At 66.2% G+C, this 22,941-nt stretch carries 23 protein-coding genes; 12 read left to right on the top strand and 11 right to left on the bottom strand.

Features of this window, described 5'->3' with window-relative positions:
• The first annotated feature begins 2 nt into the window (after positions 1-2).
• Entirely contained in the window at positions 3-611 is a 609-nt protein-coding gene (locus A5634_RS27145; protein ID WP_253861513.1) for a hypothetical protein, read from the top strand.
• Here the strand turns inward: A5634_RS27145 and A5634_RS07750 are convergent.
• Positions 523-1,395 (bottom strand): SCO6745 family protein, encoded by an 873-nt coding sequence (locus A5634_RS07750; protein ID WP_065143470.1) that lies wholly within the window; start codon positions 1,393-1,395, stop codon positions 523-525. The genes A5634_RS27145 and A5634_RS07750 overlap by 89 nt on opposite strands.
• A 70-nt stretch (positions 1,396-1,465) precedes the next feature.
• On the opposite strand from A5634_RS07750, the gene A5634_RS07745 reads away from it, so the two are divergent.
• Entirely contained in the window at positions 1,466-2,701 is a 1,236-nt protein-coding gene (locus A5634_RS07745) for a cytochrome P450 (protein ID WP_155769414.1), read from the top strand.
• A gap of 10 nt (positions 2,702-2,711) precedes the next feature.
• Positions 2,712-3,395 (top strand): class I SAM-dependent methyltransferase, encoded by a 684-nt coding sequence (locus A5634_RS07740; protein ID WP_065143468.1) that lies wholly within the window; start codon positions 2,712-2,714, stop codon positions 3,393-3,395.
• Here A5634_RS07740 and A5634_RS07735 read toward each other — a convergent pair.
• From A5634_RS07735 to sdhC, 4 genes are all read right to left on the bottom strand, one after another.
• A complete protein-coding gene (locus tag A5634_RS07735) occupies positions 3,392-4,195 on the bottom strand; it encodes a succinate dehydrogenase iron-sulfur subunit (protein ID WP_065143467.1) in 804 nt (267 codons plus the stop codon). The genes A5634_RS07740 and A5634_RS07735 overlap by 4 nt on opposite strands.
• Complete coding sequence (sdhA, locus tag A5634_RS07730; RefSeq protein WP_065143484.1) at positions 4,195-5,949, bottom strand: succinate dehydrogenase flavoprotein subunit; 1,755 nt, start codon at positions 5,947-5,949, stop codon at positions 4,195-4,197. Before sdhA ends, A5634_RS07735 begins: the two co-directional genes overlap by 1 nt.
• Positions 5,950-6,035: 86 nt before the next feature.
• Positions 6,036-6,503: a succinate dehydrogenase hydrophobic membrane anchor subunit gene (locus tag A5634_RS07725; protein ID WP_065143466.1), complete on the bottom strand. Its 468-nt coding sequence runs from the start codon at positions 6,501-6,503 to the stop codon at positions 6,036-6,038.
• The gene (gene sdhC / locus A5634_RS07720) at positions 6,503-6,838 is read right to left on the bottom strand and encodes a succinate dehydrogenase, cytochrome b556 subunit (protein WP_065143465.1); all 336 of its coding nucleotides are present in this window, start codon (positions 6,836-6,838) and stop codon (positions 6,503-6,505) included. The genes A5634_RS07725 and sdhC overlap by 1 nt, the downstream gene beginning before the upstream one ends.
• A gap of 267 nt (positions 6,839-7,105) precedes the next feature.
• Between sdhC and A5634_RS07715 the strand changes: the two genes are divergently transcribed.
• Genes A5634_RS07715 through A5634_RS07705 form a run of 3 tightly spaced genes read left to right on the top strand, consistent with a single transcriptional unit; the run spans position 7,106 to position 9,875 of the window.
• Positions 7,106-7,513: a cytidine deaminase gene (locus tag A5634_RS07715; RefSeq protein WP_065143464.1), complete on the top strand. Its 408-nt coding sequence runs from the start codon at positions 7,106-7,108 to the stop codon at positions 7,511-7,513.
• Positions 7,510-8,796: a thymidine phosphorylase gene (locus tag A5634_RS07710; protein ID WP_065143463.1), complete on the top strand. Its 1,287-nt coding sequence runs from the start codon at positions 7,510-7,512 to the stop codon at positions 8,794-8,796. The genes A5634_RS07715 and A5634_RS07710 overlap by 4 nt, the downstream gene beginning before the upstream one ends.
• Positions 8,793-9,875: an adenosine deaminase gene (locus A5634_RS07705; RefSeq protein WP_065143462.1), complete on the top strand. Its 1,083-nt coding sequence runs from the start codon at positions 8,793-8,795 to the stop codon at positions 9,873-9,875. Before A5634_RS07710 ends, A5634_RS07705 begins: the two co-directional genes overlap by 4 nt.
• 8 nt (positions 9,876-9,883) lie before the next feature.
• On the opposite strand, the gene A5634_RS07700 is transcribed toward A5634_RS07705, so the two are convergent.
• Positions 9,884-13,141, bottom strand: coding sequence for a LuxR C-terminal-related transcriptional regulator (locus tag A5634_RS07700; protein WP_065143483.1), 3,258 nt, complete (start codon positions 13,139-13,141; stop codon positions 9,884-9,886).
• Positions 13,142-13,346: 205 nt separating this feature from the next.
• Between A5634_RS07700 and A5634_RS28100 the strand changes: the two genes are divergently transcribed.
• From A5634_RS28100 to A5634_RS07695, 3 genes are read left to right on the top strand one after another with little or no spacing between them, the layout of a single operon-like run.
• Positions 13,347-13,496 carry a hypothetical protein gene (locus tag A5634_RS28100; protein ID WP_155769413.1) on the top strand — a complete coding sequence of 50 codons (150 nt, stop codon included), beginning with the start codon at positions 13,347-13,349 and terminating at the stop codon, positions 13,494-13,496.
• 14 nt (positions 13,497-13,510) lie between these two features.
• Positions 13,511-13,642 (top strand): hypothetical protein, encoded by a 132-nt coding sequence (locus A5634_RS29860; protein ID WP_301337101.1) that lies wholly within the window; start codon positions 13,511-13,513, stop codon positions 13,640-13,642.
• Positions 13,642-14,541, top strand: a complete 900-nt coding sequence (locus A5634_RS07695) for an alpha/beta fold hydrolase (protein WP_065143461.1) — start codon at positions 13,642-13,644, stop codon at positions 14,539-14,541. The genes A5634_RS29860 and A5634_RS07695 overlap by 1 nt, the downstream gene beginning before the upstream one ends.
• Here A5634_RS07695 and A5634_RS07690 read toward each other — a convergent pair.
• From A5634_RS07690 to A5634_RS07680, 3 genes are all read right to left on the bottom strand, one after another.
• Positions 14,527-15,012 carry a PE family protein gene (locus A5634_RS07690; protein WP_065143460.1) on the bottom strand — a complete coding sequence of 162 codons (486 nt, stop codon included), beginning with the start codon at positions 15,010-15,012 and terminating at the stop codon, positions 14,527-14,529. The two genes, A5634_RS07695 and A5634_RS07690, sit on opposite strands and share 15 nt — an antisense overlap.
• A 99-nt stretch (positions 15,013-15,111) precedes the next feature.
• Positions 15,112-16,464, bottom strand: a complete 1,353-nt coding sequence (satS, locus tag A5634_RS07685; protein WP_065143459.1) for a protein export chaperone SatS — start codon at positions 16,462-16,464, stop codon at positions 15,112-15,114.
• A 33-nt stretch (positions 16,465-16,497) separates the two neighbouring features.
• On the bottom strand, positions 16,498-17,352 hold the full coding sequence (locus A5634_RS07680; RefSeq protein ID WP_081290267.1) for an alkaline phosphatase family protein: 855 nt from the start codon (positions 17,350-17,352) through the stop codon (positions 16,498-16,500).
• Positions 17,353-17,446: 94 nt separating this feature from the next.
• On the opposite strand from A5634_RS07680, the gene upp reads away from it, so the two are divergent.
• Entirely contained in the window at positions 17,447-18,070 is a 624-nt protein-coding gene (gene upp, locus A5634_RS07675) for a uracil phosphoribosyltransferase (RefSeq protein ID WP_065143458.1), read from the top strand.
• 2 nt (positions 18,071-18,072) lie between these two features.
• On the opposite strand, the gene A5634_RS07670 is transcribed toward upp, so the two are convergent.
• Together A5634_RS07670 and A5634_RS07665 are read right to left on the bottom strand one after the other, a co-directional pair.
• Positions 18,073-19,641, bottom strand: a complete 1,569-nt coding sequence (locus A5634_RS07670) for a phospho-sugar mutase (protein WP_065143457.1) — start codon at positions 19,639-19,641, stop codon at positions 18,073-18,075.
• On the bottom strand, positions 19,641-20,447 hold the full coding sequence (locus A5634_RS07665) for a purine-nucleoside phosphorylase (protein WP_065143456.1): 807 nt from the start codon (positions 20,445-20,447) through the stop codon (positions 19,641-19,643). Before A5634_RS07665 ends, A5634_RS07670 begins: the two co-directional genes overlap by 1 nt.
• 53 nt (positions 20,448-20,500) lie before the next feature.
• Between A5634_RS07665 and A5634_RS07660 the strand changes: the two genes are divergently transcribed.
• Together A5634_RS07660 and A5634_RS07655 are read left to right on the top strand one after the other, a co-directional pair.
• Complete coding sequence (locus A5634_RS07660; RefSeq protein WP_065143455.1) at positions 20,501-21,682, top strand: amidohydrolase; 1,182 nt, start codon at positions 20,501-20,503, stop codon at positions 21,680-21,682.
• Entirely contained in the window at positions 21,679-22,848 is a 1,170-nt protein-coding gene (locus A5634_RS07655) for a M20 family metallopeptidase (protein WP_065143454.1), read from the top strand. The genes A5634_RS07660 and A5634_RS07655 overlap by 4 nt, the downstream gene beginning before the upstream one ends.
• Positions 22,849-22,941: the final 93 nt, after the last annotated feature.

The raw sequence follows: 22,941 nt of genomic DNA, 5'->3' as shown, positions 1-22,941 counted from the left end.
CCGTGGAGAACACACGCCAAGAATTCGCCAAGGATCCTCCAAGTGGGCCGATGGAGTCTGGCTCGGTGGAGCAGGCAACGTCGTCATACTGGGCTTTTACCGAATTCCCGCAGCTGAAGGACCTTGAGGACTGCGCGCACCAGGAGGTACTGGTCGCCGACTCGCGGTTGGACCAGACGGGCATCCGCGCCGCCGTGGAGGCGGTCTTCGAGGCGAACCCGACCCTGGGGGCGGTTTTCGAACCGATCCGGGACCGCTGGTTCTCCCGCCCGGGTGGCAGCTGGAGCTGGGCCGTGGAACCTCCTGGCGAAGATGTGCCGGTGGTGATCGCCAGGCAGCGCGCCGCCTACGACATGCGCACCGGCCGCCTTTTCGCGGTGTCGATGCTGCCCGGAACGCCCGACCGGCTGGTGCTCACCGCCAGTCGCCTGTGCGTGGACGACGAATCGTGGCACAGCGTGGTCGCGAACCTGATGACGGCATATGACGGCGGGGTATTGGCGCCTGACGCCGAGTACAAACCTAAAAGTCGAGGCGCACGCTCATGGGGCTGGCGGCGGGCAAATCGCCCCCGGCGATCACCCGCCGGGCGACCGGTGTCAGCGCGCTGAACAACGCCTGCAGTTCGTCGTCGTCGAGGGCGTCGAATGCGCGCAATGACAACGCGTCGGTGCTGGTCTCAATGTGAGTCTTGAGCTCGTGTCCGCTCGGCGTCAGCGATCCCGAGCCGTCGAGCAGGCCACGATCGGTCAGGCTCTGTCGGCACGCCGCCCATTCGGCGTCGTCGTAGTGCCGCGCCCGCTTCATGAACTCCTCCGAGACCGCGGTGGCGCCGGTGTCAGAAAGGGTATGGAAGACGTTCGATTCCCGCCCCGATATGCCGGCGACCGTCAACACGGCCACGTGCCCATCGCCACGATGCTCCCGCAGCAGGGTCGTCGCCTGCCACAGCGCGGCCAACGGATCCGGCGGCACCGGAAGCGCCATGTTGGCCGCGAACAGTGTCCGGCCGTCCACCGGCGTGTGCTGCACTGCGCGGTAAGCCAATTGCGCTGCGACACTGACGTTTTCGTCGGCGGTGACGCCGCAGCGGTGAAGCGCGGCCACCGCCGAGTCCAGCCGAGCCTGCAACGCTTGCGCCGGTCCGGCGATCTCCCATGCCGCCGGAATCGACTTGGCGACCCGCGCCAGGGCGAAGTTGTAGAACACCGCCGCCACCACCTCCGGCGCTACCCGCCCCAACGGCGCCGAGCGGGCGGCGAAGTAGCCCATCCAGAACCCCCGGTAACCGAGGTTGTCCAGCGTCGAACGCACTTCGGGAGCGAAGTAGGTCACGGCATGAATCGGCTCAAAACGGTTGTAGAACTGGCGGGCCAGTTCCGGTGTGCGCTGCATGCCCGCAATTAAGCACCGCGTTTCAGAAAAGCTCAACAATTAGGCAACACTGATCGGCCACGGTCAGGAGGTGACCACAAGTGTGTCCCGCCACATCGCTGCGGACTTCAATCAGTTCACGCAACGCACCCAGGACGAGATGTTCGACCAGCTCAGGCGCGCACGGCGCGAAGGCATCTTCTTCAGCGAGCAGTTGCAGGCCTGGGTGGTCTCCCGCTATGACGACGTGGTTCAGGCGCTGCGGCAGCCGGCGATCTTCTCCTCCGTCGGCCTCCTCCCGGGACCTACGGACCCCGAAATTCTGGCCATGCTCGACGGCAAGGTGCCCGCCGGAGGCAGCCTGATCGGATGGGATCCACCCGATCACACGCGCATGAGAAGTATTCTGGCCGCGGCGTTTACGCCGAAGCGGGTGGCTGCCCTCGAGCCCGCGATCTGGCGGCAGTGTGAGCATTTGATCGACCAATTCGAGGATCTTGGTGCGGCCGACCTGCATGCCCAGTTCTCGATGCCGCTGGCCATCGCAATACCCTTCAGCCTCATCGGTGTGCCGGAGGAGATGTGGGAAGAGTGCAGCCGTCGTTCCAATGACTTCGCGCTCTTCCTCACCGATGTGACGGGCAGCTTCGGTAAAGAGCAGCTGGTCGAGCTGGCGCAATCGGTGCTGCGGTTGCACGAGTACCTGGCTGAACTCATCGAGCAGCGACGTGACGATCCTCGGGACGATCTGATCAGCGCGGTGTGGCAGGCCCGACGCGAATCCAGTGTCGCGCTTTCGGATTTCGAGATGCTGTCGATGTTTCCCGGGCTGCTCTTCGCCGCGCACGCGACCACCGCGCCATTGATCACCACCGCGATGTATGAGTTGTTGTCCCGCAACGTGGACTGGACCGAACTGGTCAGAGACACCTCGCGCCGCAAGAGCGCCATCGAGGAGATCCTGCGATACGAGGGACCGATCCTGGGCATGCTGCGCACGGTAGTCACCGAAACCCGTTTGGGCGGACAGCATTTGAACCCGGGCGAACGGGTGTTTCTGGTCTACACCTCGGCCAACCATGATGGTGATGTCTACGAGGACGCCGATACGCTTGCGCTCGGACGTCACCAGGAGCAGGCGCACCTGGCGTTCGGTCGCGGCATCCACTTCTGCATCGGCGCGCCCCTGGCGCGGTTGGAAGCTCACGTCGCTCTGCAGAGTTTGGCGCGACGACTTCCGGCGTTGACCCTCGCCCAACATGTGCCGCCGCTGGAGCCGTCCTTTCTGGTCCGTACCCGCGCGTCGTTGCCGGTTGAGTGGAAATAGGTTGACTGCCATGACATCTGAGGTAATGGACTGGGACAGCGCCTACCGCGGCGAAGGCATGTTCGACGGTCCGCCGCCGTGGAACATCGGCGAGCCACAGCCGGAATTGGCCGCCCTGATCGACGCCGGCGCGATCCGCGGCGAGGTACTTGACGCTGGCTGCGGGTCCGGAGAGCTAGCCCTTGCGCTGGCCGCACGCGGCTACCCGGTGGTGGGAATCGATTTCGTGCCAACCGCGATCGCGACTGCCCGCGTGGCAGCCACGGACCGCGGGTTGTCGTCAGTGACCTTCGCGCAGGCCGACATCAGGACGCTAAGCGGATATGACAATCGATTCTCCACCGTGATCGACTGCACGCTGTTCCATTCGCTGCCGATCGAGGGCCGCGACGACTACCTGCGCTCGATACATCGCGCAGCGGCCCCCGGCGCCGTCCTCTATGTGCTGGCTTTTGCCAAGGGCGCCTTCCCCGCCGAGGTGCAAATCAAGCCCAACGAGGTCGGCGAGGACGAGTTGCGTGCGGCGGTGAGCAGGTATTGGGAGGTCGACGTGATACGGGCCGCCTATATCTGCAACGCCGAATTCCAGGTTCCGGGAGCGCCGTTCGCGTTGCCGCCGCACGATCGGGATGAAAAGGGCCGACTGAAATTTCCGGCCCACCTCCTGACCGCGCACAAAGGAGCCGCAATCTAACGCGAGAACATGGTCGCGCGCTTGACCTCCTGGATCGCCTTGGTCACTTCGATACCGCGCGGGCAGCCTTCGGTGCAGTTGAACGTCGTGCGGCAGCGCCACACTCCGTCGACCTCGTTGAGGATGTCGAGGCGTTCGGCGGCGGCCTCGTCGCGGCTGTCGAAGATGAAGCGATGCGCGTTGACGATCGCCGCCGGCCCGAAGTAGCTGCCTTCATTCCAGAACACCGGGCAACTGGTGGTGCAGCATGCGCACAGGATGCATTTGGTGGTGTCGTCGTAGCGGGCGCGGTCGGTGGGGCTCTGAATACGTTCGCGCGTAGGCGGATTGCCGCTGGTGATTAGATAAGGCTTGATCGCCCGGTAAGCGTCGAAGAACGGCTCCATGTCGACCACCAGGTCCTTCTCCACCGGTAGCCCACGGATCGGTTCGACCGTGACGGTCAGTTTCTTGCCTGGCTTTTTCGGCAGCAGGTCACGCATCAACACCTTGCACGCCAACCGGTTGACCCCGTTGATCCGCATCGCGTCCGATCCGCACACGCCGTGCGCGCACGAGCGGCGGAACGTCAACGTCCCGTCTAGATAACCCTTGATGTAGAGCAACAAATTGAGCAACCGGTCACTGGGCAGGCACGGCACCCGGAAGCTCTGCCAGCCCCCGGTTGCCGCGAATGCGTCGGGGTTGTCGGGGTTGAACCGGGCGATCTTCAGGGTCACCATCACCGCGCCATCAGGCACGGGAGGCAGTGGCGGGTCGGAGTTTTCGACCTCGGTCGCGTCCCCGGTATCTAAGCTCATCAGTACTTCCGCTCCTTCGGTTCGTAGCGGGTCTGTACCACGGGTTTGAAGTCCAGCCTGACGTCGCTGAGCAGCTCGGTGCCTTCCTTGTAGGCCATGGTGTGGCGCATGTAGTTGACGTCGTCGCGGTTGGGGTAGTCCTCGCGGGCGTGACCGCCGCGAGACTCCTTGCGGTTCAACGCACCTACCACGGTGACCTCGGCCAGCTCCAACAGGAAGCCCAGTTCGATCGCCTCGAGTAGGTCGGAGTTGAAGCGCTTTCCCTTGTCCTGCACCGTTATTCGCGAATACCGTTCCTTCAGGGCATGAATATCGGTCAAGGCCTGCTTCAACGTCTCCTCGGTGCGGAACACCGCGGCGTTGTTGTCCATGGTCTGTTGCAGAGCGCCGCGAATATCGGCGACGCGTTCGTTGCCGTGCTCGGACAAGATGTCGCGGACCCAGCCGACCACCATCGCAGAGGGGTCTGGCGGCATGTCGGCGAAGTCGTGGCTCTGGGCGTAGGCCGCCGCGGCGATGCCGGCCCGACGGCCAAAGACGTTGATATCCAACAGCGAATTGGTGCCCAACCGGTTCGCGCCGTGCACGGACACGCACGCGCACTCGCCCGCGGCGAACAGACCGGGGACGGTATTGGTGTTGTCTCGCAACACCTGCCCGGTGACGGTGGTCGGAATGCCGCCCATCACGTAATGGCACGTCGGATAGACCGGCACGAGTTCGTGTACCGGGTCCACCCCGAGATAGGTGCGCGCGAATTCGGTGATGTCGGGCAGCTTCGCTTCCAGCACGTCCTCGCCGAGGTGACGGACGTCGATGTAGACGTAGTCCTTATTGGGGCCCGCGCCACGGCCTTCCAGTACTTCGAGCACCATCGAGCGGGCCACGATGTCGCGCGGAGCCAGGTCGACGATCGTGGGGGCGTACCGCTCCATGAAGCGTTCGCCGTCGGCGTTGAGCAACCGGCCGCCCTCACCGCGCACCGCCTCGGAGATCAGGATGCCCAGCCCGGCCAGGCCGGTCGGATGGAACTGGTGAAACTCCATGTCCTCCAACGGAAGTCCCTTACGGAACACGATGCCGATGCCATCCCCGGTCAGGGTGTGCGCGTTGGAGGTGGTCTTGTACATGCGGCCGGAACCGCCGGTAGCCAGCACGATGGATTTGGCGTGGAAGACGTGGATGTCCCCGGTTGCCAACTCGTAGGCCACCACGCCGGTGGCCACCGGCCCGGTAGGGGTCTGGGTGAGAACGAGGTCCAGCGCGTAGAACTCGTTGAAGAACTGCACGTCGTGCTTGACGCAGTTCTGGTAGAGCGTCTGCAGGATCATGTGGCCGGTGCGGTCGGCGGCATAGCAGGCCCGGCGCACCGGCGCCTTGCCGTGGTCGCGAGTGTGCCCGCCGAAGCGGCGCTGGTCGATGCGGCCCTCCGGGGTGCGGTTGAACGGCATCCCCATCTTTTCCAGGTCGAGCACCGCGTCGATGGCTTCCTTGCACATGATCTCCACGGCGTCCTGGTCGGCGAGATAGTCGCCGCCCTTGACGGTGTCGAACGTGTGCCACTCCCAGTTGTCCTCTTCGACATTGGCCAGCGCGGCGCACATGCCGCCCTGGGCGGCGCCGGTGTGGCTGCGGGTGGGGTACAGCTTGGTGAGCACCGCGGTACGCACCCGCGGACCCGCTTCCACCGCGGCGCGCATCCCGGCACCGCCGGCGCCGACGATCACCACGTCGTATCGGTGTTGCTCGATCACGGCCGCCGCCGAGAATGCCGCCGACAATGCCGACAATGGGGTAGCGCCCGCTTGCGGGAAAGAGGTGGCGAAAACATATGCGCCTTTCAGGAAATGTTCGGGTTGAAGGTCATCAACACATATGTCCCCAGCATCAGCGTGAACACCATCGACGCCGTCAGCAGCGCATTCAGCCAGAAGCGGGTGATGTTCTTGCGGCTGTAGTCGTCGATGATGTTGCGGATACCGTTGCCGCCGTGCAGCTGCGCAAGCCACAGCAGCAACAGGTCCCAGACCTGCCAGAACGGGGAGGCCCACCGCTGCGCCACGAAATTGAAATCGAGGCGGTAAACGCCGTTGTCCCACATCAGCATGATGAACATGTGTCCGACCACCAGGAACAACAGCGCGATGCCGGAGAACCGCATGAACAGCCACGCGAACTTCTCGAAGTTGGGGATGCCGGCACGACGGCGCGGCGAGCGCGGATTGTCCAGGCTGGCCGGGCGGTAATAGCTGCGCTGGCGCACCGGCGCGGTCTGGCCGGGCCCAAGCTGAAGATCGGGGCTGTTCATCAGAGGTGCTCCCACGCGTGAATGCCGATCACCACTGCGGCCATCACCAGCAGCAGCAGGAACGTCACGGCGACGATCCACAGCATCCGTCGCTGATGGCGGGGACCTTCTGACCAGAAGTCGATCAGGATGACCCGGATGCCGTTCATCCCGTGGAACAGCACCGCGGCCACCAGGCCAAGTTCCATCAGGCCCACGATCGGGGTCTTGTAGGTGGACAGCACCTCGTTGTAGGCCTGCGGGCTGACCCGCAGCACCGCCGCGTCCAGCACGTGGACGAACAGGAAGAAGAAAATCGTGGCGCCGCTGATGCGATGCAGCACCCACGCCCACATGCCGGGATCGCCCCGATACAGGGTGCGGGGCGGCCTACGTTTACGGGACGAATCGAGTGCAGATGTTGCCGAATCTGCGGTTGTCGTCAAAGTTTTCACCGCCTATTTCACGCCTTCAAAACCGTCAGCAAACAGCTGTAGTCGGGCAATCAAGCTTAACTTGAGCAACGTGGCTGCGGTACCAATCAATCCCATTCAAATCGTGTGTCGCGGCATAGGTTAGGGTGTGCTTGCTCGGGTCGACCCAGCGGCGAGCGAGGTTGCGGAATGTCTGACGTGAATTGGGAAGCGTTGCGGCGCAATGCGATTGAAGCGTCCGCGGGGGCGTATGCCCCGTATTCGGGGTTCGCGGTCGGCGCCGCGGCACTCGTCGACGACGGTCGCGTTGTGACGGGTTGCAATGTGGAGAATGTCTCATATGGCCTTGGTCTCTGTGCCGAATGCGGCGTGGTGTGTGCGCTGCACTCCACCGGCGGCGGCCGCCTGCTCGCGCTGGCCTGCGTGGCCGGCGACGGTTCGCCGCTGATGCCGTGCGGCAGGTGTCGCCAAGTGCTGCTCGAACACGGCGGCCCCGAGTTGCTGATCGATCATCCGGCCGGTCCCAAGCCACTTGGCGACCTGCTGCCAGATGCCTTCGGTCCCGACGATCTGGCCCGTTCGGAGCAAACATCTTGACGGAGTTGACATTCGACGCGCCGACGGTGATCCGGACCAAGCGGGACGGTGGCCGGCTCTCGGATGCCGCGATCGACTGGGTGATCGCGGCCTACACCGACGGCCGCGTCGCCGCCGAGCAGATGTCGGCGTTGTTGATGGCGATCTTCCTGCGCGGCATGGACCGCCGCGAGGTTGCCCGCTGGACCGCGGCGATGCTGGCCTCGGGACCGCGGCTGGACTTCACCGACCTGGGTCTGCGCACCGTCGACAAGCATTCCACCGGTGGCGTCGGCGACAAGATCACGCTGCCGCTGGTGGCCGTCGTGACCGCCTGCGGTGCCGCGGTGCCGCAAGCCTCCGGCCGAGGGCTCGGCCACACCGGCGGCACCCTGGACAAGCTGGAGTCCATCGCCGGGTTCAGCGCGAGCCTGACCAATCAACGGGTGCGCGAACAGCTCCGCGACATCGGTGCGGCCATCTTCGCGGCGGGTGAGCTGGCGCCTGCCGACGCCAAGCTGTACGCGCTGCGCGATGTCACCGGGACCGTGGAATCGCTGCCGTTGATTGCCAGCTCGATCATGAGCAAGAAGCTCGCCGAGGGAGCCGACGCACTGGTACTCGACGTCAAGGTCGGGTCCGGGGCATTCATGAACTCCGAAGCGGAGTCCCGCGATCTGGCGCACACCATGGTCGAGATCGGCACCGCCCACGGCGTGCCCACCCGCGCGCTGCTCACCGATATGGACTCGCCGCTGGGCCGGACCGTCGGCAACTCACTGGAAGTGCAGGAAGCGCTGGATGTGCTGGGCGGGGGTGGGCCACCCGACGTGGTCGAGCTGACCGTGCGACTGGCCACCGAGATGCTCGAGCTGGCCGGCATCGACGACGCCGATCCCGCCCAGACGTTGCGCGACGGCACCGCAATGGACCGGTTTCGTCGGCTGATCGCGGCCCAGGGTGGAGATTTGGCGAAAACGTTGCCGATTGGTGGGTGTTCGGAAACCGTCACCGCGTCCCGGAGCGGCACAATGGGCACTATCGACGCGATGGCAGTGGGGCTGACGGCGTGGCGACTCGGTGCGGGCAGATCCCGACCGGGGGCGCGGGTACAGCACGGCGCGGGCGTCAGAATCCATCGCCGGCCCGGCGAGCCGGTGGCAGCGGGTGAGGTTCTGTTCACGCTCTACACCGAAACCCCGGAGCGCATCGGTCCCGCGCTGGCCGAGTTGGACGGCGCCTTCACCGTGGGAGATGCCCCGCCCCGACCCAAGCCGCTGATCATCGATCGGATCACCCGATGAGCCTGAGTTTGGAGCAGATCCGGCAGGCGCCGAAGGCCCTGTTGCACGACCACTTGGATGGCGGGCTGCGACCGGCCACCGTGTTGGAGATCGCCGAGGAAATCGGGTACGACGGGCTGCCGGCCGCCGACACCGACGCGCTGGCGACGTGGTTCCGGACCCGCTCCCACAGCGGCTCGCTGGAGCGCTATCTCGAGCCGTTCTCGCACACCGTCGCCGTGATGCAGACTCCCGATGCGCTGTACCGTGTCGCCCTCGAGTGTGTGGAGGATTTGGCCGACGACTCGGTGGTGTACGCCGAGATTCGGTTCGCTCCCGAATTGCACATCAACCGGGGGCTGTCGTTCGACGAAGTCGTGGAGGCGGTGCTGGCCGGTTTCGCGGCGGGGGAGAAGGCGTGCGCGGCCGACGGTCGTCCGATCAAAGTCCGCTGCCTGGTGACCGCGATGCGGCACGCGGCCATGTCGCGGGAGATCGCCGAATTGGCGATTCGGTTCCGCGACAAGGGTGTTGTCGGGTTCGACATCGCCGGCGCTGAAGCCGGTCATCCGCCGACGCGCCACCTGGACGCGTTCGAATACATGCGAGATAACAACGCGCGCTTCACAATTCATGCCGGTGAGGCATTCGGGTTGCCGTCCATCCATGAGGCGATCGCGTTCTGCGGTGCCGACCGGTTGGGACACGGCGTGCGCATCGTCGACGACATAGACGTCGACGCGGACGGCAACGTCACCCTGGGCCGGTTGGCATCGATCTTGCGGGACAAGCGAATTCCGTTCGAGATGTGCCCCAGCTCCAACGTGCAGACCGGCGCGGTAGCCAGCATCGCCGAGCACCCGTTCGACCTGTTGGCCCGCGCGCGTTTCCGGGTGACCGTCAACACCGACAACCGCCTGATGAGCGATACGACGATGAGCGAAGAGATGCAGCGGCTGGTCGATGCTTTCGGGTACGGCTGGACCGATCTGCAGCGGTTCACCATCAACGCGATGAAGTCCGCGTTCATCCCGTTCGACGAGCGGTTGGCGATCATCGACGACGTGATCAAACCGCGGTATGCGGTGTTGGTGGGCTAGACCGGGCCTCAGGTACGCCGCGTGGCCTCCTGGGCGAGTTGCACGCGCGAGTTGGAGCCGAGCTTGGTGTAGACGTGGGTGAGGTGGGTTTGCACCGTGCGCGGCGAGACGAACAGCCGTGCGGCGATGTCTTTGTTGGACAGGCCGGCACCGACCAGTCGCACCACGTCGAGTTCGGCGCGCGTCAGTGCGTCCCAACCGCTGGTCGCCCGTTTCCGTTCACCCCGATGGCGCAATCCACTGGCGATCGCTTCTTCGGTGGAAAGCATTGCGCCATCAGCCCATGCGCCTTCGAACGCGTCGTCGCCCATCGCGGCACGCAGCCTGGCGACCGATTCGGCATACGGGGCGTCGTAGATTCGAAGACGCATCCTGCCCGTCCGTTGCCGGTGGGCCTCGGCCGCGCCGAAAAGACGGCTGGCCTCGCGGTGGCTGCCGTCGTCGACGGCCAGACGAGCGAGGCACTCGAGGATGGCGGGGACACAGTTGTATGCGCCGACTTCGGCGGCGCACGCCAGCGCGTCGTGTGCGTCGCGCTCGGCCTGCGCCGGATCACCCTGTGCCATCGCCACGCGGGCGCGCGTCGTCAGCGCCAGCGCCCGGTGCCAGCCCGAGGTCAGCGTGACCGCATCATCGGAGCACTCCCGGGCCCCGTTCAGGTCTCCATCGGCAAATAAGACCTGCGCCTTGAATGCCCGCCAGAAGTTCACCGTCTGGGGTTGGACACTCAAGTAACGCCAAGCGATCTCGCTCGTTTCCCGAGCTGTCGCGATGTCGCCGGCTGCCAACGCCGCGGTCGCCAGCGTTGCGTAACCGAGGCCGAGGAAGTATTCGCCGGCCTCGGCCGCGCCCTCGATGGCCGCCTCGGCCGCGGCCCGTGCGCCACTGACGTCGCCCTGATAAGCAAGGGCATCACCGAGGCCCTTCATGGCCAGCGACGTCAGGATGTCGTCGTCGGCAACCTCGCCCTCTTCCACTATTCCGCCGAACAGATCCACGGCGCCGGCCAGATCGCCCTGCCATAGCTGGCCGAACGCGAGACTCAACCGGCACTGGCGTGAGCTGACCCTGTCCCCGAGCGCGTCCGCCAGATCACGTCCTTCGCTACCGGTCGCATACGCTGCGTTCGCGTCGCCCGCCACGATCGCGGCATTGCTCTGCCAACCCAGAATCTGGCTGAGTCGCCACCGATCGTCGAGGGCACGGGCGTGTTCGGCCGCCTCCGCGAAGTACCCGTGAACCACGTCGGCTTCGTAGTTGAACCCGGCGGTCAAACCACAGGCGGTCAGCGCCCGCGACAGCAGGGCCGGGTTTTGCACCTCGCGGGCGATGGCGAGCGCCTCTTGCGCCTGTTTCAGGCTGGCGGCCGCGTCGACGAACATGTCGAGGACGGCCTTGTCGGCCAGTGCCCGAGCGCGGCTGCCCGGGGTGACGGTCGGGTTTCGCGTATCCGGTTCGGCGAGAAGGGATTCGAACCATGTTCGGCCTTCGCGAATGCGGCCCCGGCTGAGCCAAAGCGGTTGCAAGGATGAGGTCAACGCCAACGCCGACTCGACATCGGAGTTCTTCCGGCACCACTCGAACACGGATCGCAAGTTGTCTATTTCGGTCTCTGCCTGGTCCAGCAGTTGCGGATAGTCACTGCGCCCCGGGCTGTCGAGACGGCCGGCGAGGGCCAGGTAGTGGTCGCGGTAGTTCGCGCGCACGGTGTCAGCTTCGCCGGCCTCCTCCAGCTTCTCCATGGCAAACTGGCCGATCCCCTCGAAGCGTCGGTAACGCGTTCGGCCCGCAGAGCTGTCGGCCACCACCAGCGATTTGTCGACCAACAGCGTCAGCCCGTCCAGTACCTCGTAACGCGACAACTCCCCGAAGCCGGCCACGGCCTGCGCTGTCTGCAGGTCGAACCCCCCGACGAACACTCCGAGCCGACGAAACAGCACCCGTTCGGGTTCACTTAGCAACTCATGGGACCAGTCCAACGATGCACGCAAAGTCTGGTGTCGGCGCAGCGCGGTGCGCGCACCGCCGGTAAGCAATCGGATTTTGTCGTCGAGACCGGCCATGATCTCGGGCAGCGACAGCGACCGTATCCGGGCGGCCGCCAGTCCGATGCCCAGCGGCATCCCGTCCAATCGGCGACAGATCTGGCGCACCATCTCGGCGTTGTCGTCGGTGATGGCGAAGTCGGGCCGGGCCAGCCGCGCGCGCTCGGCGAAGAATGCGGACGCGTCGTCTTCTGCCAGCGTCGGCACCCGCCAGACCACCTCGCCGGCCACCGCCATCGGTTCGCGGCTGGTAGCCAGTAGCGCCACTCCCGGGCAGGAGCGCAGTAGGGCACTGATCCGCGCGGCGGCGCCGTCCAGCAGGTGTTCGCAATTGTCCAGCACAATGAGCAGCCGACGATCGCCGAGGTGGCGTAGCAGAGTGTCCATCGTGGAGCGGCCGGGCTGATCCGGCAGACCCAACGCGCGAGCCAGCATGATCGGCGCGATATCGGGATCGGTGACCGGCTCGAGGTCGACGTAGCAGACCCCGTCGGGAAATTCCGTTGTCATGTCCCGTGCGACCTGCACAGCGAGCCGGCTTTTGCCGACGCCACCCCCGCCGATCAGCGTGACCAGCCGGTTCTCACCGAAGATGCCCATGACCTCGGCGATCTCACGACTGCGGCCCACGAAATTGTCCAGTTGCACGGGAAGGTTGAGTGCCGCGCCTTGCTTGGGCGTCCGCAAGGGCGGAAAGTCGTTGCGCAGGACGGCGTGACACAACTGCGAGACCCGCTCAGGGCGAGGCAGATCGCGCAGCTGATGCGAGCCGCAATCGATCAACCAGGCGCCGGCCGGGAGATGGTCCGCGGCCATGTCGGTGGTTGTGGTTGACAACAGCGTCTGGCCGCCGTGTGCCAGATCGCGCAGCCGTCCGGCGCGGCTGATGGTCGGTCCGACGTAGTTGTTGTCATCACGCAACTGCACGTCACCGGTGTGGATGCCGATGCGCAGCCGAATCGGCGACAGGGGCGCCTGCTGTAGTTGCAGGGCGCACGCGACGGCATCGGCGGTACGACCGAAAGCGATCACAAAGCTGTCGCCTTCACCCTGTTCGATCGGGCGAACTCCGCCGTGGGTTGCCACCACATCGGCCAGGGTGCGATCCAGCAGTGCGATCGCGGCCGTCATGTCCGCCGGCTCCGTCTGCCACAGCCGCGTCGACCCCTCGATGTCGGCCAGCAGGAGCGTCACCGTGCCAGTCAGCAGCATGTCGCTCACGCTCCGGTCCACGCAGGTCAAGACAGCTTGAGACAGCATTAAAGCAACAATTGTCAGCGAAAGTACGTATGGACGTCCAGTGGCCCGCAGCAGACCTACGACCTCCGCAGTGCGGATTTACGCATTCCTACCGATGGCTGAGGCGGCGAGAAATAGGACAGTCAAATGGTCCAGAGTTTCCCAGCAACTTCTTCAGGAGCATGACATGAAGTATTTGACCCGCGCCGCCTCCACCATTGGCCGCACTGCCAACCCGTCCGGGCGTCAGGACCGACCCGAGTCGCGGGCTAACCGCCCGGCGCGTTACACGTTTCTCGAAGACTCCTCCATGTCACGCGCGATGTACCGCCTCTGAATACCATCGCTCATGTGCTGCTCAACGCCGACGGCTTCACACTTGCCGCGAACCGAACCTGGCTGCGATTTTCAGCGCTGAAAATCGCCGTGTGGTTCGGTTCGCGGACACGACGCGGGCGCGCGTTTCTGGGAGCAGCCAGCTGATGCTGCCGGACCGCATCCGTGCCGACGAGGCCAGCACGTTCAGGCTGCCCGACGGGCGGACGCTCGCGTACCTGGAGTGGGGCGACCCCGACGGCTTTCCCGCTTTCTACTTTCACGGCACACCGAGTTGCCGCCTGGAGGGCGCGTTCGCCGACGGCGCGGCGCGGCGCCGCGGTTTCCGGTTGATCGCCGTCGACCGCCCTGGGTACGGGCGATCGACGTTTGCGCGCGGACGCAAGTTCACCGACTGGCCGGCCGACGTCTGCGCGCTGGCCGACGGGCTCGGGCTGGACGAATTCGGCGTCGTCGGGCATTCGGGAGCCGGGCCGCACCTGTTCGCGTGCGGGGCATTCATCCCGCCGGCAAGGCTTCGGTTCGTCGGTGCGCTCGGGCCGTGGGGGCCGCTGGCGACTCCGGAAATCATGCGCAGCCTCAACCGCGCTGACACTTTCTACGCGCGCGCGGCGCAACGCGGAACATGGATTTTCGACGCCGCATTCGCGCCGCTCGGTTGGTGCGCGACGCGCTGGCCCGCTCTGTTCTCCCGGGTCGTGACGTCCTCGCTGCCCGACGTCGATCGGCGGCGCATGCGCGACGAGCTTTTCCTCCGACATTTCCGCGCCATTCAACTCGAGGCATTTCGGCAGGGCGGTCGCGGTGGTGCGTACGAGTCGTTCCTCGAATATCGGCCCTGGGGTTTCGAGGTTGGTGACGTCGCCGTACCCACGCATATCTGGCAGGGCGACCGCGACTCGTTTATCCCGCACGCGATGGGCGAATATCTCGCGCGGACAATTCCCGACGTGGATCTGCACTGGGCCGCCGGCAAAGGCCACTTCAATATCGAGGACTGGGACGAAATCTTGGCCGCTTGCGCTGCCGATCTAGACCGGAATTAGTGATCCCAACACAGCCAGCGGCAGGTAAATCAGAAGTGCGGCGTAAACCGCGATCAACATGGAAAACAGCGCATAGTAAAGAACCGCGAGTGTCTCCCAAACCAGCGGCATCAAACTGCTCAGCAATTGGTCCAGCGACGGCAGGGCGGCCGCGCTGGCCGCGGCTGCCAGCGGTTGCAACAGCGAGACGTTGGTCGCCTCGGCGCCGGCATAACCGCTCGCGGCCGACATCAGGTGCTCGGCGAACCGTTGCTGATACTGCGCGGCCTGCTCGGCAGCGACCTGATACTGCTGGCCATAGCCCGAGAACAGATGCGCGATACCAGCGGATACCTCATCGGCCGCCGCGGGCAGCACCGTCTGAGTGGGGGCCGCTGCCGTCAGGTGTGCCGCGTCGAGCGCAGTGGCGATAGCGGTCAGGTCCGTTGCCGTTTGGGCGATCAGCTCTGGCACCGCGATCACAGCGGACATGGTTGCCATCGAACAGCGGCTAACTCACCGCTGGCAAGCGGGACTGAAGACCGCGACTCAGCCGTGCCGCGACTGACGCCGCTTCGAGACCGCTGGCAGCTATTCGCGCCTCAATCGGGACTCGACGAAGGCTTCCAGCTTCTCCCACGCCCGCACCGCCGAGGCATACGGTCCGTTGGGCTTGCTCGTCGACTCGGGCTCGAGCACGTGACCGATCAGCTTTCCCAACGGCTTGCCGGGGTCCAGCGCCTTGTCGACGGTGCTTTCCTCCGAGTACGCACCGATGTCGCGCAGCAGCTCGACAGCCAGGTCCAACTGCTCACGATCCACCGCTTCGGGTCCATCGGCGAAGTCGTCCGCCAGTCCGCTGAGCACGTAGACGTTCTCGTCGGTGATGTCGACCTTCAGGGAACCGTCGGTGGCGGCGGTGCGGATGTCGTCATAGGTGGCCAGGTCGGACAGGTCGTGGTCGTGCTCGTCGGCGAGGTAACGGGCCAGCGCCCGCTCGGAGCTGAAGACGCTGATCCGGCCGTTGCGGCCCAAAAATATCGGCTGGTCGTCCAGGTAGCAACGCAGGGTGTAGAAAGTGCCGGAGCTGGTCATGATCCGGATCGGGTCGATGCCCACCTGCAGCCAGAATTCCTCGTCGCCGCCCAGCACGACGGTGTCGCCTTCGGCCCGTTCGTCGTCTTCGGCGTCCTCTTCGTCTTCGTCGTCTTCGTCTTCGTCGGTCTCCTCGACGGCCTCGTCGAGCTCGTCGTCGGTTTCCGCAGAGTCGGTCTCGAGGTCGGTCTCGTCGAGGGCGTCATCCGCTTCTTCCTCGACTTCTTCTTCCTCGACTTCTTCTTCCTCGACTTCTTCTTCGAGTTCCTCGGCGGCTTTCGCGGCCAGCTTCTCGTCAAACTCGGGGATGGTGGCGATCTCGTCGATAGCTTGGAGCACGTCGTCCCAGCTGCGACCGATGATCTCGGCGATCGCGTTCCACCGCTTCTGGCCAGCCTTTCCGGTGAAGTGGTCGATACCACCGGAAACGGTGCCCAGCGTCGGGTTGCCGTTGAAGAACTTCGATATCGCCGGCAACTCGCACACCGAACCGATCGAAGACACGATCGCCAGCGTCCCGGCCAACGCGGTTACCGACTCCTCGGTCGGCTTCTCGGCCACCAACTCCTCGACGGCGACCAGATCGAACTGCTTGTCCGCATCCGGGTCCAGCTTGTGCGCGTTGGCCTCGACGATATTTTCCCAGCCCGGGTGGTCGACCAGATCGTTGTCGCTGTCGCTCCGGACGAAGGCGGTCAGGTCGGCGACATTCTCGAAGACGTACAGGTCCTCGTCCTTGCCCAGGAACGCTTCCCACTCGTCCCCGGAGTCACGCCAGCGCGGCGCCCACAACGTGTAGCGGTCACCGTCGGACAAGCTCAGGCGGATGGGCACGAGGTCAGCAGCCATGCGGCACACAATAGCGACCCGGCCAGTTGGCGCTTACCCGCCCCAAATACTTGTGATCGCCGGAGCATTCGCCGCGTAGCCCGTTTTGGGCAGCCCGTACATCTCCTCGAGCGTGGCAAGCAGGTTGTAGTGGCTGATGGTGTCGTTGTAGGTGCCCGGTCGGATGTGGGCACCGTAGAACACCGTCGGGATCTGGTTGCGGGGGCCGCCGTCGTCCTCGTCCCAGGTGACGATCAACAGGCTGTTGTTCGCCTTTGCCCAGTTGGCGTAGGCCGACATCCGGCTGTTCAACCAGGCGTCGCCTTGGGCGATCGACCCGTCATGCATGTTGTTGTCGTTGTTGGGGATGACGAATGAAACCGTTGGCAGGCTCGCATACCCGTTCGGGGCCGGGAATGCGGAGAACGGCACCGACACCGTCGGCGGCACATTGCTGAAATTGACCCACGGCACGTGCTTGCGGGCGTATTTGCCCGCGCTGCAAACCGTCGAGCCGACCGCGGGCAGGTCTTCGGAATACCCTCCAAACGTGCGGCCGGACGCCAGCAATTCCGACGCCAGATTCGGCTGCGCGCCGGCATTGATCGGGCAGGTGTCTTTGGTCACCCCGAACGTGCTGCCGGCAAACATCGCCAGATAGTTCGGCTCGCTGGGATGCGTCTCGGCAAAGGACTGCGCCATCATCGCGCCGCCGGCGGCCAGCGCGTTGATGAACGGCGCCGACTTGTTTCCGATGATGTTGGCCTGCGAGCGGTTCTCCTCGACCACGATCACCACGTGGGCGTAGGTCGGCAGGGTCGCGGCGGCCCGGACCGTTCCGACCGGCAGCGCGCACAGGACGGTGACGGTGCAGAAAACCCAGGTCAGATGCCGTCGGAGCTGCCCCATGCCGGGAGTATATGGGTGTGATTTATCCGTCAAACCGACGAAAATGCCCGTGTCAGCAGGTAAGCACCCGATTGTTATATACGCTCTGAACTCAGTGGAAATTCATATTATCGACCACCCGCTGGCTGCGGCCCGGCTGACGACGTTGCGCGATGAGCGCACCGACAGTGTCGTTTTCCGGTCAGCACTCAGCGAGTTGACGCTCACCCTGGTCTACGAGGCCACCCGCAACGCCCCGAGCGAGCCGGTTCGCATCCGCACGCCGCTAGCCGAGACCACGGGTTCGCGGTTGGCCAGGCCGCCCTTGTTGGTGCCGGTGCTGCGCGCCGGACTGGGCATGGTCGAGGTCGCACACGCGGCTTTGCCCGAGGCGAATGTCGGCTTTGTCGGCGTGGCCCGCGATGAGCAGAGCCATCAACCGATGCCCTACCTCGCGTCACTGCCCGACGACCTTGCCGAGCTGCCGGTCCTGATCCTCGACCCGATGTTGGCCACCGGGGGTTCGATGATCCATACCGTTCGTCTGCTCCAAGATCGCGGCGCCACCGACATCACCATGCTGTGTGTGGTCGCGGCACCCGAAGGCATCGCGGCGGTGGAGAAGGTGGCGCCGCATGCACGGTTGTTCACCGCGGCCATCGACGACGGGCTCAACGAGATCGCCTACATCGTGCCGGGACTCGGAGATGCCGGCGACCGCCAGTTCGGTCCGCGCTGACCCTAAAGACCGGTTACGGCGGCGACCAACTGGTCCCGCAACGCCCGCGCCCGGGTTCGCGCCGCATCCACTTCCGCGGTCGGTGCACAGCGAACTTCCAAGTAACACTTCAACTTTGGCTCGGTGCCCGACGGGCGTACCACCACCCGGACCGACGCATCGCCATCGCGGCCGGAAAAGATCAGGGCATCGGCGAGATCGGCGACGGCCACCCGAATTCCGGCCAGCCGGTCTGGTGGCGCTTCGCGCAGTCGTCGCAGCAACGCGATCGCCTCGGCGGAGTCGGCTACTCGACGTGACACCGCGGCGACGTCGTGCACGCCGAATCTTCGGGCCAAGTCGTCGAGCAGGTCGCAGACTCGCTTGCCTCGCAGCGACGCCACCAGATCACAGGCCAACACCGCGGCGCTGATGCCGTCCTTGTCGCGCACGACCGACGGATCGACGCAATGTCCGATCGCCTCCTCGTAGGCGTAGACCAGGGTCCCCGGGTGGTCGGCGTCGGCGCGGGCCAGCCACTTGAACCCGGTCAGCGTCTCGACGTGCAACGCGCCGTGGTGCGCGGCGATTGCCGCTAGCATGCGCGAGGACACCACCGTGCTGGCGACGGTACGGATGCCGGTTGCCGGCCGGGACAGGATGTAATTGCCTAGCAGCCAACCGGTTTCGTCACCGGAGAGCATGCGCCAGCCGGAGGGGCCGGGTATGCCGACCGCGCACCGGTCGGCGTCGGGGTCCAGCGCGATCGCTACGTCCGCGCCGATGTCGGCGGCCAGTGCGAGCAGCGCGTCGGTGGCACCGGGTTCCTCGGGGTTGGGGAACGCGACCGTGGGGAAGTCGGGGTCTGGCGCGAATTGCGCGGCGACGACGTGCACGTCGTCGAAACCGGCTTGCTGCAGCGCCCGCACGGCCAGGGCGCCGCCCACGCCGTGCATCGGCGTCAACGCCACCCGCACGTTGCCGGTGGCGTGCCGCACCCCCGCCGCGCGTTGCAGATAGCGCTCGACCAAATCGGTATCGGACGATGTCACTTGTTGCCGGGGGATCTGATCGGCCGGGGGAGCGGTGGCCATGGCAGCCTCGATGCGCCGGTCGGTGGGGGAGACGATCTGGATGCCGCCGTCGAGATACACCTTGTACCCGTTGTCGGTCGCCGGATTGTGGGATGCGGTGATCTGCACCCCGGCCGCCGCGCCGGTCTGGCGCACCGCGAAGGCGACCACCGGCGTGGGGACCGGCTCGTCGAATAACAGCACCGAAAAGCCCTGTGCGGCAAGCGCTTCAGCGGTTGCGGTGGCGAACGTTGCCGAGCCGTGCCGCGCGTCGCGGCCGACTACGACGGTGGGCGTCGCCCTCGTCTCGCGAAGTACCTGCGCCAGCGCCCAGGTGGCGCGCAACACCACCGCCAGGTTCATCGCGTCCGGCCCCCCGCGCACCGGTCCGCGCAGACCCGCGGTGCCGAACGTCAACGGGCGGGCGAAGCGCGCGGCCAGTTCGTCCGGCTCCAAGCCGGCTAACTCCGCGGCCGTGGCCGGATCCGGGTCGTGGGCGATCCAGTCCTGCGGTCTCACTAGAACCGGGCTATCACGTCGGCCAGCAGTGACCCCATCCGCGCGGCCGACGCGGCCCCCGCAGCCAGTACCTCAGCATGGCTCAGCGGTTCGCCGGTGATACCGGCCGCCAGGTTCGTCACCAGGGATACGCCGAGCACCTCGGCGCCCGCCGCCCGCGCGGCGATCGTCTCGTGCACCGTGGACATGCCGACCAGATCCGCGCCCAAGGTTTGCAGCATCCGGATCTCGGCCGGCGTCTCGTAGTGCGGACCGGGCAAGCCCGCGTACACGCCCTCGGCCAGCTCGGGATCGGTGTCACGGGCCAGCGCCCGTAACCGCGCCGCGTACGCGTCGGTCAGGTCGACGAACTGCGCCCCCACCAACGGCGAACGTGCGGTCAGGTTCAGATGGTCACTGATTAGCACCGGTTGGCCCACCTGCAGGTCCGGACGCAATCCGCCGGCGGCGTTGGTCAGCACGACTATCCGCGTCCCGGCCGCGCAGGCCGCGCGCACCGGATGCACCACGTGCGCCAGATCGTGCCCCTCGTAGGCGTGTACGCGCCCGGCCAGTACCAGCACGCGGTGCTCGCCGACCGGCACCGACAGCAGCTCACCAGCATGCCCGGCCGCCCGCGGCGGAGCGAAGCCGGGAACCTCGGACTGCGCCAGCACCGCGGTCGGCGACCCCAGCGCGGCGACCGCCGGCGACCAGCCCGAGCCGAGTATGACGGCGACGTCGTGTCTGTTGACGCCGGTGCGTTCGGCGATCACCTGCGCGGCCTGGGTCGCGAGTTCGGCGGGATCCGGTGGCAGGCTGGTCACACTCGGCGAGACTACTGGCCGGACGGTGCTCACGGCGGTGAGATACTGCCAAGATGCCCGCACTCAGCGCACCCGACCGCGTCGAGGCGACGGTGCGGCGCCGTGGCGGCGACCTGATCGAGCTGTCCCATGCCATCCACGCCGAACCGGAACTGGCGTTCGGCGAGTACCGCAGCTGTGCCAAGACAAAGAAACTCGTTGCCGAACGCGGTTTCGAGATCGCCCCGGTTGCCGGGCTAGACACCGCATTTCGCGCCGCGTTCGGCAGCGGACCGCTGGTGGTCGGTGTGTGCGCGGAATACGACGCGCTGCCCGATATCGGGCATGCCTGCGGTCACAACATCATCGCCGCCTCGGCGGTAGGCGCCGCGTTGGCGCTCGCCGAAGTAGCCGACGACCTGGGCCTGACAGTGGCCTTGCTGGGCACTCCCGCCGAGGAGTCGGGCGGGGGCAAAGCGCTGATGCTGCGGGCCGGGACGTTCGACGACGTCGCATTGGCCGTGATGGTGCACCCCGGACCCAGCGACATCGCCGGCGCGCGGTCCCTGGCGCTGTCCGAGGTCACCGTGCACTACCGGGGCAAGGAATCGCACGCCGCGGTCGCGCCCCACCTGGGTCTCAACGCCGCCGACGCTGCGACGGTTGCGCAAGTGGCCGTCGGCCTGCTGCGTCAGCAACTCGCGCCAGGGCAGATGACCCACGGCATCGTCACCGACGGTGGGCAGGCGGTCAATGTCATTCCCGGGCAGGCAGCACTGAAATACGCGATGCGGGCGCTGGAATCGGATTCGCTGCGCGAACTCGAGGGCCGGATGTACGCCTGCTTTGCCGCCGGAGCGCTGGCAGCCGGGTGCGAATACGAAATCAACGAGGCGGGACCCCCATACGGCGAGCTGCGGCCCGACCAGTGGCTGGTCGACGTCTTCCGCGCGGAGATGCGCCGCCTGGGGCGCGAACCGGTGCCCGCCGCCATCGAGGCCGCGCTGCCGTTGGGCAGCACCGACATGGGCAACGTGACGCACGTGCTGCCCGGCATTCATCCGGTGATCGGCGTCGACGCAGGCGGCGCGACCGTGCACCAGCGTGCGTTCGCCGCAGCAGCCGCGGGGGCCAGCGCAGACCGCGCGGTCGTCGAGGGGGCGATCATGCTGGCGCGCACCGTCGTTGCGCTCGCCTCCGATTCCGGTCAACGCGAGCGGGTGTTGGCCGCCCAGCAGCGCAGGACGGCTTCATGAGTCTCGTCGACAGCGCCGAATCCTGGCTGGCCGCCCACTATGACGACCTGGTGTCCTGGCGTCGGCACATCCACCGCTACCCCGAGCTGGGGCGTCAGGAGTTCGCCACCACGCAGTTCGTTGCCGAGCGGTTGGCCGACGCCGGCTTGAACCCAAAGGTGCTGCCCGGCGGAACGGGGCTGACCTGCGATTTCGGGCCCGAACACCAGCCGCGGATCGCGCTGCGCGCCGACATGGACGCGTTACCGATGACTGAGCGGACCGGCGCGCCGTACGCCTCGACGATGCCCAACATCGCGCATGCCTGCGGTCATGATGCTCACACCGCGATCCTGCTGGGAACCGCGCTGGCGCTGGCGTCGGTGCCCGAACTGCCAGTGGGCGTGCGGCTGATCTTCCAGGCGGCCGAGGAACTGATGCCCGGTGGCGCGATCGATGCGATCGCCGCGGGCGCGTTGACCGGGGTGTCGCGGATCTTTGCGCTGCACTGCGACCCCCGACTCGAGGTCGGCAAGGTCGCCGTGCGGCTGGGACCCATTACCTCAGCCGCCGACCAGGTCGAGATCACGTTGTACTCGCCCGGGGGGCACACCTCGCGGCCGCACCTGACCGCCGATCTGGTCTACGGGTTGGGCACGGTGATCACCGGGCTCCCTGGTGTCCTGTCGCGCCGCGTCGATCCACGCAACAGCACCGTGCTCGTGTGGGGCGCGGTGAATGCGGGCAATGCGCCCAACGCAATTCCGCAATCCGGGGTGCTGGCCGGCACCGTGCGCACGGCCAGCCGCCAGACCTGGGTCGACCTGGAGGGAATCATCCGCGACGCCGTCGCCGGTCTGCTCTCGCCGCTGGCGATCGAGCACACGCTGCAGTATCGGCGCGGGGTGCCGCCGGTGGTCAACGAGGACGTTTCCACCCGCATCCTCACTCACGCCATCGAAGCCGTCGGCCCCGACGTGCTGGCCGATACTCGGCAGTCTGGTGGTGGCGAGGACTTCTCCTGGTACCTCGAGGAAATTCCGGGCGCAATGGGCCGGCTGGGCGTGTGGTCCGGGGAGGGGCCGCAGCTGGACTTGCATCAGCCGACGTTCGATCTCGACGAGCGGGCGTTGGCGATCGGCGTGCGGGTGATGGTCAACATCATCGAGCAGTCCGGCGCCTTCTAGTCGCGCTCGCCTTCGCCCGCGAGCGCGCGTGTCTGCACAGCGACACGCCGCGTGGACTGGCATTTCGCGGTCCCTCGTGAGGTGAATTGTCGG

It is taken from the genome of Mycobacterium asiaticum (assembly GCF_001673365.1).
In the GTDB taxonomy this organism is placed as follows: Bacteria; Actinomycetota; Actinomycetes; order Mycobacteriales; family Mycobacteriaceae; genus Mycobacterium; species Mycobacterium asiaticum_A.
The sequence above is the reverse complement of the archived record's forward strand: the minus strand, read 5'-3'. Positions and strand labels throughout refer to the sequence as shown.

Excerpts from the sequence above, each read along its gene's own strand:
- A5634_RS07725 (WP_065143466.1), bottom strand. The coding sequence starts at position 6,503 with ATGAACAGCCCCGATCTTCAGCTTGGGCCCGGCCAGACCGCGCCGGTG.
- A5634_RS07690 (WP_065143460.1), bottom strand. The coding sequence starts at position 15,012 with ATGTCCGCTGTGATCGCGGTGCCAGAGCTGATCGCCCAAACGGCAACG.
- A5634_RS07735 (WP_065143467.1), bottom strand. The coding sequence starts at position 4,195 with ATGAGCTTAGATACCGGGGACGCGACCGAGGTCGAAAACTCCGACCCG.
- A5634_RS07660 (WP_065143455.1), top strand. The coding sequence starts at position 20,501 with ATGCCCGCACTCAGCGCACCCGACCGCGTCGAGGCGACGGTGCGGCGC.
- A5634_RS07695 (WP_065143461.1), top strand. The coding sequence starts at position 13,642 with ATGCTGCCGGACCGCATCCGTGCCGACGAGGCCAGCACGTTCAGGCTG.
- satS (WP_065143459.1), bottom strand. The coding sequence starts at position 16,464 with ATGGCTGCTGACCTCGTGCCCATCCGCCTGAGCTTGTCCGACGGTGAC.
- A5634_RS07740 (WP_065143468.1), top strand. The coding sequence starts at position 2,712 with ATGACATCTGAGGTAATGGACTGGGACAGCGCCTACCGCGGCGAAGGC.
- A5634_RS07680 (WP_081290267.1), bottom strand. The coding sequence starts at position 17,352 with ATGGGGCAGCTCCGACGGCATCTGACCTGGGTTTTCTGCACCGTCACC.
- A5634_RS28100 (WP_155769413.1), top strand. The coding sequence starts at position 13,347 with ATGAAGTATTTGACCCGCGCCGCCTCCACCATTGGCCGCACTGCCAAC.
- A5634_RS07655 (WP_065143454.1), top strand. The coding sequence starts at position 21,679 with ATGAGTCTCGTCGACAGCGCCGAATCCTGGCTGGCCGCCCACTATGAC.
- A5634_RS07715 (WP_065143464.1), top strand. The coding sequence starts at position 7,106 with ATGTCTGACGTGAATTGGGAAGCGTTGCGGCGCAATGCGATTGAAGCG.
- A5634_RS07705 (WP_065143462.1), top strand. The coding sequence starts at position 8,793 with ATGAGCCTGAGTTTGGAGCAGATCCGGCAGGCGCCGAAGGCCCTGTTG.
- A5634_RS07750 (WP_065143470.1), bottom strand. The coding sequence starts at position 1,395 with ATGCAGCGCACACCGGAACTGGCCCGCCAGTTCTACAACCGTTTTGAG.
- sdhC (WP_065143465.1), bottom strand. The coding sequence starts at position 6,838 with ATGTGGGCGTGGGTGCTGCATCGCATCAGCGGCGCCACGATTTTCTTC.